General features: G+C 67.3%; 13 protein-coding genes and 1 tRNA gene. 7 read left to right on the forward strand and 7 right to left on the reverse strand.

Annotated features, from left to right (window positions below):
* Positions 1–170: 170 nt before the first annotated feature.
* From DFQ14_RS01800 to DFQ14_RS01810, 3 genes are all read right to left on the reverse strand, one after another.
* A complete protein-coding gene (locus tag DFQ14_RS01800; RefSeq protein ID WP_114451236.1) occupies positions 171–602 on the reverse strand; it encodes an NUDIX hydrolase in 432 nt (143 codons plus the stop codon).
* Between the two features lie 108 nt (positions 603–710).
* Positions 711–786 (reverse strand) — tRNA-Lys (locus DFQ14_RS01805).
* Between the two features lie 11 nt (positions 787–797).
* Entirely contained in the window at positions 798–1,748 is a 951-nt protein-coding gene (locus DFQ14_RS01810; protein WP_257233540.1) for a DMT family transporter, read from the reverse strand.
* A gap of 181 nt (positions 1,749–1,929) precedes the next feature.
* On the opposite strand from DFQ14_RS01810, the gene DFQ14_RS01815 reads away from it, so the two are divergent.
* The 4 genes from DFQ14_RS01815 (at position 1,930) to DFQ14_RS01830 (ending at position 5,687) form a co-directional block, all read left to right on the forward strand.
* Complete coding sequence (locus DFQ14_RS01815; RefSeq protein ID WP_246195740.1) at positions 1,930–2,517, forward strand: superoxide dismutase family protein; 588 nt, start codon at positions 1,930–1,932, stop codon at positions 2,515–2,517.
* Positions 2,518–2,700: 183 nt separating this feature from the next.
* On the forward strand, positions 2,701–3,867 hold the full coding sequence (gene dusB, locus DFQ14_RS01820) for a tRNA dihydrouridine synthase DusB (RefSeq protein WP_246195741.1): 1,167 nt from the start codon (positions 2,701–2,703) through the stop codon (positions 3,865–3,867).
* 11 nt (positions 3,868–3,878) lie between these two features.
* A complete protein-coding gene (locus tag DFQ14_RS01825) occupies positions 3,879–4,343 on the forward strand; it encodes a hypothetical protein (protein WP_114451237.1) in 465 nt (154 codons plus the stop codon).
* 363 nt (positions 4,344–4,706) lie between these two features.
* Positions 4,707–5,687 (forward strand): GGDEF domain-containing protein, encoded by a 981-nt coding sequence (locus tag DFQ14_RS01830; RefSeq protein WP_246195742.1) that lies wholly within the window; start codon positions 4,707–4,709, stop codon positions 5,685–5,687.
* A 335-nt stretch (positions 5,688–6,022) separates the two neighbouring features.
* Here the strand turns inward: DFQ14_RS01830 and DFQ14_RS01835 are convergent, their stop codons facing one another.
* Positions 6,023–6,322, reverse strand: coding sequence for a hypothetical protein (locus tag DFQ14_RS01835; protein WP_114451238.1), 300 nt, complete (start codon positions 6,320–6,322; stop codon positions 6,023–6,025).
* Between the two features lie 729 nt (positions 6,323–7,051).
* On the opposite strand from DFQ14_RS01835, the gene DFQ14_RS01845 reads away from it, so the two are divergent.
* The 3 genes from DFQ14_RS01845 (at position 7,052) to DFQ14_RS01855 (ending at position 10,995) form a co-directional block, all read left to right on the forward strand.
* Entirely contained in the window at positions 7,052–9,112 is a 2,061-nt protein-coding gene (locus DFQ14_RS01845) for an LCP family protein (RefSeq protein WP_170206372.1), read from the forward strand.
* Positions 9,113–9,265: 153 nt separating this feature from the next.
* A complete protein-coding gene (gene phoU, locus DFQ14_RS01850; protein WP_114451241.1) occupies positions 9,266–9,922 on the forward strand; it encodes a phosphate signaling complex protein PhoU in 657 nt (218 codons plus the stop codon).
* A gap of 215 nt (positions 9,923–10,137) precedes the next feature.
* The gene (locus DFQ14_RS01855) at positions 10,138–10,995 is read left to right on the forward strand and encodes a helix-turn-helix domain-containing protein (RefSeq protein WP_170206373.1); all 858 of its coding nucleotides are present in this window, start codon (positions 10,138–10,140) and stop codon (positions 10,993–10,995) included.
* 75 nt (positions 10,996–11,070) lie between these two features.
* On the opposite strand, the gene pstB is transcribed toward DFQ14_RS01855, so the two are convergent.
* Genes pstB through pstC form a run of 3 tightly spaced genes read right to left on the reverse strand, consistent with a single transcriptional unit; the run spans position 11,071 to position 13,829 of the window.
* On the reverse strand, positions 11,071–11,847 hold the full coding sequence (pstB, locus tag DFQ14_RS01860) for a phosphate ABC transporter ATP-binding protein PstB (RefSeq protein ID WP_114451242.1): 777 nt from the start codon (positions 11,845–11,847) through the stop codon (positions 11,071–11,073).
* Between the two features lie 15 nt (positions 11,848–11,862).
* Positions 11,863–12,777 carry a phosphate ABC transporter permease PstA gene (gene pstA / locus DFQ14_RS01865; protein ID WP_114451243.1) on the reverse strand — a complete coding sequence of 305 codons (915 nt, stop codon included), beginning with the start codon at positions 12,775–12,777 and terminating at the stop codon, positions 11,863–11,865.
* Positions 12,774–13,829, reverse strand: coding sequence for a phosphate ABC transporter permease subunit PstC (gene pstC / locus DFQ14_RS01870; protein ID WP_246195743.1), 1,056 nt, complete (start codon positions 13,827–13,829; stop codon positions 12,774–12,776). The genes pstA and pstC overlap by 4 nt, the downstream gene beginning before the upstream one ends.
* Between the last annotated feature and the right edge of the window lie 51 nt (positions 13,830–13,880).

Consider the following 13,880-nt stretch of genomic DNA (forward strand, 5'->3'; position numbering starts at 1 on the left):
CGTTCGGTGATGCCGACCGCCCTCCACTTCGCGTCCAGCCGTCGGCGCCGTGGCCGGCGCCAACCGCACGCCCGGCGCCGGCTTGGCCGGACTTGCATACAGCAGGCAGGCGGCCCCGGAGGTGCCGCCCTCGAACGAAGAAAAGGAACTCTGCACACACGCACTCTGGCTCAGGTGTATGCGGTAAGGCGGACTCCGTCGTGTTCGCGCGTTGCCGGGGTGTCCTGGTAGGCGTCAGTGACGCGCACGGCGTAGGCCTCGTCCATCAGAGGAAGCGCCTCGGACAGCCCGAACCACTCCACCCGTGCGGCCTCGTCGGTGGGACGGATGGTTCCGTCGACGGCTCGGCAGCGGAACACCAGAACCACCACTCCGCGGATCATGTTCTTGTACACACCGGTGAGCTGCTCGACGTCGATGATCAGGCCGGTCTCCTCGTGCACCTCGCGGCAGACCCCCTCGGTGAAGCCTTCGCCGAGTTCGAGGACACCACCCGGCGGCTCCCAGCGGCCGTTGTCGCGACGCTGGATGAGCAACACGCGCTCGGCCTCGTCGAGGACGACACCAGCCACGCTGACCGAATGCTTGGGTGTCTCCGGCATGGTGCCCCCTTGGAAGCTGCCTTTGATACAGAGTCAGCGCCGAATCATGGGGATAAACTGGGGTGGCGATCTTCGCCTGATCACCAATCATGGCGCTGACCTGGGGGATGGTGGGCCGCCGGGGGATCGAACCCCGAACCCGTGGATTAAAAGTCCACTGCTCTGCCGGTTGAGCTAACGGCCCTCGGGTACAGGTTACAAGGGCCGCGTGATCGTGTGTTCCTCCGGGCTGGGTGAAACGGACGGGGCGGTGACCATCGTGCTGCGGGTGACACGTTCGTGCCAGCTCATCCCGGCGACCATGGCGACGACGAGCAGGAAGCCGGTCCACTGGGTGGCGGTCAGATCCTCACCGAGCACCCCGACACCGACGATCGCCGCCGTGGCCGGAAAGGACAGCTCGGCGAGCGTCGCGCGTGCCGCCGCAGTGGTCTGCAACCCGAGGTAGTACAAGCTCAGCGCGATCAGGCCGGGAATCAGCGCGAGCAGCAGCAATCCGGGCAGGTTTCCCCACCCCACGGCAACCGGGTCGCCCTTGGCCAGCAGGATCACCGCAGCCGTGGGCAGACCGACGGAGAAGCGCAGCGTTGTGACTTCCATTGTGGACATGCGACGGCTGAGCATCCGCCCGAGCACGGTTCCGGCCGCCCACAGCACGGCGGCGCCCACCGCCAGCAGAGCCGGCTTCACCTGCGACACCCGGATGTCCAGCGGATCGGGGAAAGCCAGCATCCATGCACCGATCAGCGCGGGCACCGCAAAGGCGAAGTAGCGACCACGGACCCGCTCGCCCAGCAGCACGAACGAGGCGAGCGCCGCGAAGATCGGTTGCAGTTTCTGCAGCACCAGCGGCGTGACCGGATCACCCGCCTGGAAAGCGGCGGTGAACAGCGCGGTCGCCAACGCGGAGGAACCACCCCCGATGACCAGCACCGCCACCCGCTCGCGCGCATCGCAGGCGGCGAATGCCCGCCATGCCTTCACCAGGAACGGCGACAGCAACAACACGATGATCAGGTGCTCCCAGAACACCACGCTGCCCGCCGGAAGCGAGGTGGCCAACGGCATCCGCCACAGCGCGTCGGTGCCCCACATCGCGGTCGCCAGCGCCACCAACCACGTCCGGTCCCGTCCAGTCTCGGCCACGCGGCCAACCTATCGCCGTCGAATGCCGATTCCGAATCGCGTCCACATACCGGATCGCCACACGCGTTGCCGCGACGCACTGCGACCTCCCGGCAGGACGCCACGCCGCGACGCGACAAGATCCCACCTCATCCGGTGACAGCGGATGCAGAGCTCGCCCGGTTTGGGTAGATCTTGCGCCATGCCTCGAATCTCGACTGCCGCGATCGCCGCCACCTTCGCCGCGATGACCGTGACCGCTCCCGCCGTCTCCGCCGCTCCCGGCGTTTCCGCACAGGCGGGCGACCACGTGCCCCGGATCTCGGCGGGCACGTTCGGCGCGTACAGCGAGGATGCCGTCGCCGTCACCTACGACACCGATCAAGTGCCCGCCGGCGCGAAGGCGCGCGTCGTGTCGACCCCGATACCCGGTGGCCACACCAGTGTCATCATGGCGCTGCGCGGCCTGCAGCCGAACAGCAGCTACGGCGCTCACGTGCACACCCGGCCGTGCGGCCCGACCGGCTCGGACGCGGGACCGCACTTCCAGCAGGTCGAAGCACCGGAAGGCGTCTCGGGTGATCCCGACTACGCCAACCCGGACAACGAGGTGTGGCTGGACTTCCGCACCGACTCCGACGGCGAGGCCGTCAGCGCCGCCTTCGGCGACTGGCAACTCCGGGAGCGGGAAGCGAACTCGATCGTGATCCACGAGAACCTCACCAAGACCGCCCCCGGCGTCGCGGGCGAGGCCGGTCCACGTCTGGCCTGCATCAACGTCCGGTTCTGACGCCCTCCCGCTGCCACGGCTCTCGACAGCCGCCCCGATCCGCAGTCCCACGCCGAGGATGCTCAGCAGGAGAACCCACACGATCGGCCATCCTGCTGAGCCATTCGGCCCGCCACCCTCCGCGCTCCCCGAAAAGCCAGGTCATCGACAGCCACCTACCCGAATCGGGGACAATGGGCGATGATGACCGCGACCATGCCTGCCTCTGCGGAGACCGCCCCGGCTCCCGCGAACGCCCTGCGGATCGGCCGGTACGAGATCGATCCCCCGGTGGTGCTGGCCCCGATGGCCGGGATCACCAACGTGGCGTTCCGCCGCCTGTGCCGGGAGTACGGCGCCGGCCTCTACGTCTGCGAGATGATCACCACGCGGGCGCTGGTGGAGCGGGACCCGAACACGCTGCAGATGATCACCTTCGACACCGACGAGCGCCCACGTTCCATGCAGCTCTACGGGGTCGACCCGGCCACCATGCGCGACGCCGTGCGGATGATCGTCGACGAGGATCTCGCCGACCACATCGACATGAACTTCGGTTGCCCTGTGCCGAAGGTCACTCGCAAGGGTGGTGGTTCCGCGCTGCCCTACAAGCGGCGGCTTTTCGGTGACATCGTCGAGGCGGCGGTGCGGGCGGCCGAACCGGCGGGGATACCGGTCACGGTCAAGTTCCGCATCGGTATCGACGACGAGCACATCACACACCTCGACGCGGGCCGCATCGCCGAGGACCGGGGCGCGGCCGCAGTGGCACTGCACGGACGCACGGCGGCGCAGCGCTACTCGGGCCAGGCCGACTGGACGGCCATCTCCCGGCTCAAGGAGACGGTGCGCAGCATCCCGGTCCTGGGCAACGGTGACATCTTCAGCGCCGACGACGCGTTGCGCATGGTCGCCGAGACCGGCTGTGACGGTGTTGTCGTCGGCCGCGGCTGCCTGGGACGGCCGTGGTTGTTCCGCGACCTGCAGGCCGCCTTCGCCGGAAAGCCCGTTCCCGAAGGGCCGAACCTCGGCGAGATCACGCGGGTGATGCGGCGCCACGCCGAACTGCTCGCCGACCACATGGGTGAACAGAAAGGCCTCCGGGATTTGCGCAAGCACATGGCGCAGTACCTGCGGGGCTTCCCGATCGGTTCGGACCTGCGGCACCGTTTCGGGCTGGTGTCCGGGCTCGCCGAACTCGACGACCTGCTGGGCCGGCTCGACCCCGATGTGCCGTTCCCGAGCGACGCGGAAGGGCCACGCGGACGCCAGGGTTCACCCGGAAAGGTGGTCCTGCCCGAGGGTTGGCTGGACGACCCGGAAGACGCGAGCGTTCCGGTCGGCGCCGAACTCGATCACAACGGCGGCTGAAGCCGCATCACATGGCCTCCGCCCCGCAGCGCCGCCGTCCACGGCTCCCGATCCGGGCGGTATTCGGCTGGCTGGCACTCCTCGTCACCTCCACGGGCTGCTCATCCACTGCGGAACCACCACCGGACGCCGGTGAGCGTGCACTCGCGCGGCAGTATTTCCGGGACAACAACGCGGCGGCCCGCAAAGGTCCTCGGGTCCAGCAGGAGTTCCTACGGCGCACGCAGCACCCGGACTTCGGTGGGCAAACCTGTGAACTCGGGGCCACGACGGTCGAACTCGACCCGGCCATGTCCACATTGCGCCCGGACCCCGGATTCTCACTCGATGGTGTCTCACCACGTGGCCGTTCGTGGGTGGTGGCCGTGGAAGTTACTGTCCGCCGCCACGGCGTGGTGATCGGCAATCAGATCGGCTCGCAGCACATCGTGTTCCTGAACCGACGGGCCCACGGCTTCGCTCCCTGTCCCACTTGAGACCGGTCACCGGGCCACCCGATCCGGGTGCGTTCGGCTACATTGCGTCCTTGCCGATACGTCGGCGCTTTCCTTCGCGTTTGCTCCATCAATGTAGCGAAACACACACTTTGTACTCGTCCGTGCGGGTGGGAACGCAGCATTTCGCTTCCGCACAGACCCGCCGTCCCGGTAAACAACCATGCAGTTTCGGCAAGTGCGATTCGCAAGGCTCGCAGCATCACCGCATGGCCACGGACCGCGACGGACAAACCGGGAGCGAGAAGTCAGGTCAACCGGTTGAGCGAATTCGAGTGCATCCGAGTACAAGTCGCTCAAGCGATCCGTCTCATCCGACGACACCACGGACGGGAGGTGAGTGCGATGAACGGATTGCGCAACGAGGCCACCGATCCCGAACCACGGCGTGCAGATGCCGCAGGGGCGCGTTGCACGGCCCTCGCTCCGCCTTCCGGCTCCGCGACGGCACCGATGCCGCGCGCGGCGAATCCGGCCGAACACAGCTCCAGCGATCCACCACCTTCGACGGGTACGGACGAGCCGGACCCCGATCCGCGGGAGGACGGCGAACCGGGCGACGACACGTCGGGCGAAGCCGGTCTGATCGAACTGCACGAGACGACCGCGGAACTACTGGCCTCACGTGGCCAGTGGCAGCAGGCTTATCGGCATCTGCGCTCGGCGCTGGACATCAGATCGACACACGAGAGACCGCAGATTCCCGAGCAACTGCGTCACGAGGTCGACCGGCTCCGCAGGGAGCACGCCCACGCTCGTGAACAGAGCCTGCGCGACAGTCTCACCGCGAGCTACAACCGGCGCTACCTCGACGAACGCCTGACGGAACTGCTCGCCCACAGCACGGGCGGCGGACTCGGGGTCGCGCTGGTGGACCTGGACTGGTTCAAAAGTGTCAACGACACCCACGGCCATGTCCTCGGCGATCGAGTGCTGCAGCGGGTCGTCGAGCTGCTGCAGGAGGCGCTGCCCTCGGACGGGTTCTGCGCACGCTACGGAGGTGAGGAGTTCACGCTCGTCCTGCCCGACATCGACACGGCCAACGCCGTGGCGATCTGCGAATCCGCCCGCGCCCGCATCGAACGCTTCCCGTGGTCGCGAATGGCTCCGGGCCTGCGCGTGACGGTCAGCATCGGCCTGAGCCACGAGGGCAGGCCCCACGCCCCGGGGGCGACGGCCGAGCAGCAGATCCTCAACGCGGACGTGCTGCTGTACACGGCGAAACAGTCGGGACGCAACACCGTGGTCTATCGTTCGGCCGGGGAAAGCCGGTCGGCCGGGTACGCAACGGGCTCGGAGACACTCGGAGCCGCTCGCGGATGGTGACGTAACACACGGGGATCCCGGCGTGTCGGCACGGCAGCCAGTGACAGCCAACGGCCGGCCGGGTAACACATGCAGGCGAGTCGGGCGATAGACATCGGGAGCCTCGTGTACCGATTGTGAAGAAATCGCCCACACTGTCGTCAGTTCGAGCGACCAGTCGTACTATCGCGGCAGAGTGGGCGAGACATGCGGGGGGTGGGGCATCGCCAACGTTCGAGTAAGCGCATCGACGTCGAGGGATGGGAGGGACACGGGTGCCGCAGGATCCCCGGCAAGGCAGTTTCGGGCACCGGAGTTCCCCACCGGACCACGTCGAACCGTCCGGTGAGGAGTCGTCACCCGCCGGACGCCGCAGGCGCGCTCTGGGCGACGACGGCACGGGCGGCACCCGCGTCTTCGATCTGCTGTCCAAGCACGGCAAGCCCTCCGGGCAGGGCTCCTCCCACCGGCGGCGGCAACCGGAGTCTCCCGAGGAACACCAGGAGCCCGTCCAGCAGCAGCCGGCCCAACCGCCCCAGCAACAGCCGGCCCAACCGCCCCGTCCTCAGCAGGCAGAACAACCCTCCGCCGGGCAACAACCCGGCGCGGGGCAGGCCCCGGCGCACCCGCAAGCCGCCCAGCAGCAATCGCCCCACAGCAGGCAGCAGGCAGGGCAATGGTCTCCGGCACAATCCCCCACCCCTCAGCAGCCCGGCAGGCACGCCCCCCGGCAGCCTTCCCAGCAACCCCCGGGAGTTCCGCCGGGCACCAACGGGGCACAGCCATCCCGGAACGGTCCTCCATCGCAGCCTCCGCACGAGGAGGCCGCTCGCCAGGGCCGGCCACCGACCGCATCGCAGCACGGGGCACCGCCCGATGCCTGGGCATCCCCTGTGGAGGGGCACATAGCTCCCCACCCCACTCCGCAGACCGAGAACGGCACGCCGCCGCATCCGGAATACCGGGGTGCTCCGCGACGGCCGAACGCTCCCCTCCCCGGCAATCGTGCCGAGCCCCCCGCAGCGTCCCCACCCCCCAGGCCGTTGCCCCCGGAAAGCAACGGCGGCTCTCCATCCGCCTCACCCGGTGCCGCAGCGACACCGGCACCGAGCACCTCCGGTACCACCTCGGCCGGAGCACCGACCGGAGGAGAAGCCGAACAGACCCGGATCGCCACCGCACTGTCGGGAGCCCCCGTCACGGACGGCACGGCAGGCCGTGCTCCGGCGAGGCCCGGCCAACCCGCAGGGCCACCACGGCGGCCGCAGCAACCCGGTCACGCGACACCCGCCTCGCAGCAGCAGACCGAGGATGCCGAAGTCACGGCGCAGCAACCGGCGGTGCCACCGGCACCACCGAACCCACCGGCACCACCGAACCCACCGGTGCCGCCGAACCCACCGGTGCCGCCGAACCCGCTCGGCAACGCACCGAGCGCCACCGCGCCGGCTTCCGGTGGCCGCAACGAGCCTGCCGATCCGACGGAATCGGTGCCCGCCGTGGACGCAGCGGGCAACATCCGCGACGAGGCCGAGCCGGGCAACGCCGCGATGTCCGGAGCCGTGTGGGACGACGAGCCGGACGAACAGTCGGGCGAGACGGGCTCCACAGAGCAGCGCCGATCCGGAGGCAGCTCCGGCGGCGACGAGGACGGGGGCGACGAGCGCGAGCTCGATACCGAGAAGCCGGATCCCTACACGCAAGCGATCGACGCCACGCTGGCCCGGTTCTCGGCCGTCCACGATCAGATCGCCGAAGAGGAGGCCCGGCGCAGGAACCGATTCGGCCGGCTGCTCGGCAAGCGCAAGGAACCCGAACTCGGCCAGGACATGCCCTTCGACTTCATCGAGGGTGGTCGGAACGGGGACGCCTCCCGGGTGGAATGGAAACAGCAGCAACGCAAGCAACGCACGGTCCGGTTGGGCAAGGTACTTGCGATCGCGGCGGCAGTGGCGGTGTTCGTGGCCACCGGTGTCGGCTGGAGCGCGAAGACGTGGGTGGATGCGAAGTTCCGCGAGGTCTCGGCGCTGGATCCACACTCGGCCGCGATCCGGAATTCACAGATGCAGACCGGGGACCTGAACTTCCTGCTGGTCGGCTCGGACACTCGCGCGGGCGCGGAAGCCGATGACAGTGCGGGCACTGTCAAGAGTCACCCGGGCGCGCGCTCGGACACGACGATGGTCGCGCACATCCCGGCCGACCGTGACCGGATCCTGATCGTCTCCTTTCCGCGCGACCTCGAAATCGACCGGCCGACATGCCGGGAATGGGACGCCAAAACCGGCGACTACTCCGACAACCGGTTGCCCGCGGTGAACAACGTCAAGTTCAACACCGCCTACGCCGTCGGCGGCCCGAAGTGCACCACCAAGGTCGTCCAACAAATCTCCGGACTGTCCATCACGAACTTCCTGGGCATCAATTTCCGCGGGTTCCAGGCCATGGTCAATGCAGTGGGTGGAGTGCGTATCTGCAGCACGATGCCGATCGTCGACAGTGTCCTGGGCACGATCCTGCCGGAAGCCGGGCGTCATACGCTGAACGGGCAGCAAGCGCTCCAGTATGTGCGTGCCCGCCACGTCGCGGGTGATCCGACCGCCGACTACGGCCGAATGGAACGCCAGCAACTGTTCCTGTCCGCGCTGCTGCGCAAGGCCATGTCGGCTCAGGTGCTGCTCGATCCGGGCAAACTCACCGATTTCGTCAACGCGGTCACCTCCAACACCTTCGGCGAGAACATCGGCACCGACCAGCTCATCGGACTCGGGCGATCCCTGCAGGGGCTCGAACCCGGCAAGGTCACGTTCATCACCGTGCCCACGACCGGGGAAGCCAATGAGAACGGCAACGAGGAACTCCGCGAATCCGACGCCGACGCCCTGTTCCGGGCGATCATCGAGGACACTCCGATCGCGCCGCACCAGCAGGATTCCGGAACGGAGCAATCCGAAACCGCCTCCAGCGCGCGGAGTGCCGGCACCGATCCGATGACACAGGACTCTCTCTCCGACGAGGCCGCGTCGACCGCTCCCGCCCTGGCTGCTTCGGCCGGGAGTGGCGCACTTCGAGTGTTCCCGGCACAGGCCACCCAACCACCGGATGTCGCCATCAAGGTGTTCAACACGACCGATCGGGCCGGCCTGGCCGGGCGCACCAGGGACAAACTGCAGCAGGTCGGCTATACCGTGACGGGTGTCGGCGACATGGAACAGACGGTGGAGCGCACCGTCATCCGGCACTCGGCGGACAATGCCGAAGCCGCTCGCATACTGGCCACCTCGATCCCCGGTGCCACTCTCGTCGAGGATGCTTCCGCCGGTGAGGTGCTCAGGCTGGAACTGGGCACCGGCTACGAGGAAACGGTGCGGGAACCGGAGACGGGAACACCGGATGTGCCGGACAATCTCGCGACGGTCAATGCGGGCAAGGACGTCTGCGGCTGAGCCGATCTCCGGCGCGGGCCCACGGTTGATGCTGCGTTCCGCCGCGATATCACACTTCCGAGTGAGCCGAATCACGGATGCAACCGTGCACGTTCACTGTGGGTTTACCACCGTGCACCCTGCCGTATTCCGTCGGGAAGTAAGCTGGCACCCATGCGTGAGGTTTACCAGGAACAGCTCGGCAAGCTTGCCGATGAACTCGCCTCGATGTCGACGATGGTCGGCACCGCGATGGAGCATGCTACCCAGGCGCTCCTGGAAGCCGATCTTTCCCTGGCCGAGCAGGTGATCGACGAGGACATGCAGGTGGACGAGGCGCGCTCGCGCTGCGAGGAGCACGCCTTCGGACTGCTCGCGCTGCAGGCGCCCGTGGCCGGAGACCTGCGTACCGTGATCTCGACCATTCACGCCGCCGAGGACCTGGAACGCATGGGAGATCTGGCGCTGCACGTCGCCAAGGCCGCCCGTCGCAGGCATCCGCAGCCGGTACTGCCGGACGACGTCAAGTCGTACTTCTCCCGGATGGGCCAGGTCGCCGTCAAGCTGTCCAATCGTGTCAATCACGTCATGCGCACGCAGGACGTGCAGGAGGCCCGGGGGCTCGAAGACGACGACGACGAGATGGACGATCTGCATCGTCACCTGTTCAGCGTCGTGATGAGCCCGGAGTGGGAGCACGGGGTTTCCGCGGCCGTCGACATCACTCTGCTGGGTCGCTTCTACGAGCGCTTCGCCGACCATGCCGTATCCGTGGCCCGGAGGATCGTCTACATCGTGACCGGCTCCATGCCCGGCAGCAACAACAACTGAGAGACCGGCCGTGGCCGACCCCACGGCCGAGGACACCCGCGAGCACACTGTTCACGGCCGGTGTCCTTGATAACCGGTGTCACTGCTCGATACCGCTGATCTCCTGTGGCACGCTACGGCGAGTGCGCCACCGTATCCGCGTGCCCGGCTCGCCCCCGCCGTCCGGCGATGATCGGCCCCGCACCGGCGACTCTGCCACCGGAGGAGGGGGCGGGGTGCCTGAGAGTCCGACGGTACATCGCAGGCGCCTCGGCAGTGCGCTGCGCCGGTTACGGGAGACGGCCGGGCGCACCCATCGCGAGGTGGCTGCGTATCTGGACTGCTCCCAGGGCAAGGTCAGCCAGATCGAGCTCGGCCGGGTGCCGGTGCGAACCTCCGATGTGCGGTTGATGGCCGAGTTCTACGGGGCCGACACCGATCAGGCGAGCAGTCTGATCGAACTGGCCCAGGGCTCCAAACAACGCGGCTGGTGGCAGGAGTATCCGAGCACCGCACAGCGCGCCGGGTTCGAGACATACCTCGGTCTGGAGACGGCGGCCACGGCAGTGAGCTGCTTCGGTGCCGATCCCGTCCCGGAGCTGCTGCAGACCGCCGAGTACAGCGGGGCGCTCCTCGGAGCCGAGGATCCCGGGCTCGATGGGGGCGGAATCGACGAGCGCCTCACCGTGATCTCGAAGCGACAACAGCGGTTGCTCGGCGAACACCCGCTCGAGCTGTGGGCGGTGCTCGACGAGTCGGCGCTGCGCCGGGCAGTGGGTGGTCCTGCGGTGATGCGCGCGCAACTGGAGCATCTCGTGCTCATGGGCTACCGGCGGAACGTGACGCTGCAGGTGCTGCCGTTCACTGCCGGTGCGCATCCGCTGATGGGTGATCGGGTGGCGGTCTTCTCGTTTCCGGACCCGGCCGATCCGCAGGTCGTGCACGTCGGGGACTCGGTCAACTCGCGATTCCTGGACGACCTTGCCGAGACCCGGCCGTACCTGTCGGTCTTCGAGAGCGTGTGCGCCGCGGCGCTGCCTCCCAAGGATTCCAACGCCCTCATCTCCACCATCGCCGACCAGTGGAGCAATTAACGAGGAGGCCGCGGTCAAGCAGCGTCAACCGCTTTCTGCCACGCACGCAACCCGCACGGAATCAGCAACGCTCTCCTACCCGAAGCGGCCGGAAATGTAGTCCTCGGTGGCCTTCTGATTCGGATTCGAGAAGAGTTTCCCGGTTTCCTCGATCTCGACCAGCTGCCCGGGCTCACCGACGGCACGCAGGTTGAAAAACGCCGTCTGATCGCTCACCCGCGCCGCCTGCTGCATGTTGTGTGTGACGATGACGATCGTGTAGTCCTTCTTGAGTTCGGCGATGAGGTCCTCGATCGCCAGCGTCGAGATCGGGTCGAGTGCCGAGCAGGGCTCGTCCATGAGCAGCACATCGGGCTGCACCGCGGTCGCCCGCGCGATGCACAACCGCTGTTGCTGCCCACCGGAGAGGCTGCCACCGGGCTTGTGCAGGCGGTCCTTGACCTCCTCCCAGAGGTTCGCGCTGCGCAAGGACCGCTCGGTGATCTCGTCCAGTTTCTTCTTGTTCTTCTCCCCGGTCAGTTTGAGACCGGCCACCACGTTGTCCCGGATGGACATGGTGGGGAACGGGTTGGCCCGCTGGAAGACCATGCCGATGGTGCGCCGGACCTGCACGGGATCCACGCTGGGCGCGTAGATGTCCTCGCCGTCGAGCAACACCTTGCCGTCCACGCGAGCACCTGCGATGACCTCGTGCATGCGGTTCAGAGCTCGCAGAACGGTGGACTTGCCGCACCCGGAGGGTCCGATGAAGGAGGTGACACTGCGGGCTTGTACCTGCAGGGTCACGTCCTCGACGGCATGGAACTTGCCGTAGTGCAGGTTCAGGTCCTTGATGTCGAGTCGTTTGGCCATGGTTCGAATACCGCCCTACTTGGTCTTGACGGCGAAAAACTTGGAGATCAGCGTTGCCAGGAGATTGATCAGCATGATGAGCAGCACCAGGGTCAGCGCCGCACCCCACATTCGGTACTCCCCGGCTTCCGTGGAGGTCTTGCGCGCCGTGTACACGGTCAACGGCAGCGAGGCCATCGGGCCCTCGAAGAGGTTGAAATTGATCGCACGGGAGTATCCGACCAGGATCAGCAGGGGAGCCGTCTCGCCCATGATCCTGGCCAGGCCGAGCATCACCCCGGTGACGATGCCGGACAGTGCCGTCGGCAACACGACCTTGAGGATCGTCTTCCACTTCGGCACACCCAGTGCGTAGGAGGCCTCCCGGAGCTCGTCCGGCACGATGCGCAGCATCGTCTCGGTGGTCCGCACGACCAGCGGCAGCATCAGCAGGACCAGGGACAGCGACACCGCGAAACCGCTGCGGTCGAAACCGAACGTGGTGATCCACAGCGCGTAGATGAACAGGCCGGCCACGATCGAGGGCAGTCCGCTGAGAATGTCGACCATGAACGTGGCGGTCTTGGCCAGCCGGGAATTCTGCCCGTATTCGATCAGGAAGATTCCGACGGTGACGCCCAGCGGCACCGAGAAGAGCGCGCACACCAGCGCCTGCTCGATGGTGCCGACCAGTGCGTGGTAGATGCCGCCGCCGAAGTCGGAGGGCAGCAGGCCGTAGAACGAGTGGTTCCACCAGTCCGCGTTCAGCAGCGGGGGCAGGCCCCGTTGCAGAAGGGTGACCAGGACCCACAGCAGCGGGACGACCGCGATCAGGAACGCCGCGGTGAACACGACCGTCGCGGCGTTGTTCTTCAGCTTCCGCCCGAGGCTGAGGTACTGGAATGCCGGGTCGGCGGCGGGCTGCTCGACGTCAGCGGTGTCCGTTCTCATTCTTTCCCCTTACCGCTGCTGCTCTCGATCCAGCGGGCCAGCGCGTTCACGGCGAACGTGACGATGAACAGCACCAGGCCGGCCGCGATGTAGGCACCGACCGACAGGTTGTTGTTGAACTCCGCCGAACCCAGCGCGATCCGCGAGGCGAACGTGGCACCGGCGTCGAAGATGCTGTAGTTCGGGGGGGTGTAGGTGTAGCTGAGGATGATCGTCAGCGCCACCGTTTCACCGAGCGCACGGCCGAGCCCCAGCATCGAGCCACCGATGAAACCGTTGCGCCCGAAGGGCCACACGGTGGTGCGCACGACCTCCCACTTGGTCGCACCCAGCGCGAGCGCGCCTTCGATGTGCGCGGTGGGGGTGCGAGCGAAGACCTCACGGGTCACCCCGGTGATGATCGGCAGGATCATCACCGCCAGCACGATGCCCGCGGTGAACACGTTGGCTCCGCTACCCGCGGGGACGTTGCCGTCGGCGAAGATCGGAATCCAGCCGAGGTTGTTGTTCAACCAGACGGCGAACGGGCTGATCACGGGAGCCAGGACCAGTGCCCCCCACAACCCGTAGACCACCGAGGGGACCGCAGCGAGCAGGTCCACGAGGTAGGCGAACGGGCGGGCGAGTACACGCGGCGCGTACTGGGTGAGGAACAGGGCGATACCGCAGGCGATCGGCATTGCCAGGATCAGCGCCACCAGCGAACTCGCGACGGTGATCCAGGCCAGGTCGAGGATCCCGAAGCGCAGGTTGCTCGGATCGCCGGTCTGCCATTCCCTGCTGAACAGGAAGCTGACTTCGTTGGCCTGCAGCGAGGGAATCGCGCGAATGAGCAGGAAAATCCCGATCGCGGCGATCGTCGCGATGACGAAGATGCCGGAGCCGGTGGCGACCGAGCGAAAGATGCGATCGCCGAGCCGAACCACGGACTTGTCCGACGGGGATTCGGGAGTGGGATTCTCCGGGCCGGGGGCTTCCTCCGGAACGCCCCGGAGGGCACCGGCGGTGCCGGTGCCCTCGGAACGTTGCTCGGGCTTCGTAGAGTCGGTCACTGCTGCTGGCAGCCTCTCACTTCCGGTGCTGTGCGGTGACATTGTTCCGTC

The sequence above is a fragment of the Halopolyspora algeriensis genome (assembly GCF_003337235.1).
GTDB classification, from domain to species: Bacteria; Actinomycetota; Actinomycetes; order Mycobacteriales; family Pseudonocardiaceae; genus Haloactinomyces; species Haloactinomyces algeriensis.